The following is a 283-nucleotide window of genomic DNA, read 5'->3' on the forward strand; positions in this document are numbered from 1 at the left end:
CCTCGTCGAACCGGCTGAAAAACTGGCTGTTTTTACCGGCACTGATGATCCCCGTGGTAACGGTCATCGGGACGCTGTTTCTGAAAGGCGTGTCGATTGGCGGCGTTTATCTGCTCGACCAGAAACAGCTTACGCTGGCGGCGCTGTGCGTGGCATGCGTGGCGGCTATCCTTACCGGCTGGTGGCTGACAAAAGGTACGCCGCTGCATGCGGTGCGTCAGTCGCGTCGGCTGGTCGATACCATTGGCTGGGCGGTGATCCTGCCGCAGATGCTCGCCATGCT

At 60.4% G+C, this 283-nt stretch carries 1 protein-coding gene; it reads left to right on the forward strand.

Going from position 1 to position 283, the window contains the following annotated elements:
* Positions 1–283, forward strand: a 283-nt coding sequence (locus tag FLQ44_RS14545) for a 5-oxoproline transporter, DUF979 family subunit (protein ID WP_147694984.1), incomplete at both ends; no start/stop codon positions are given.

This window comes from Vogesella mureinivorans (assembly GCF_007644035.1).
In the GTDB taxonomy this organism is placed as follows: domain Bacteria; phylum Pseudomonadota; class Gammaproteobacteria; order Burkholderiales; family Chromobacteriaceae; genus Vogesella; species Vogesella mureinivorans.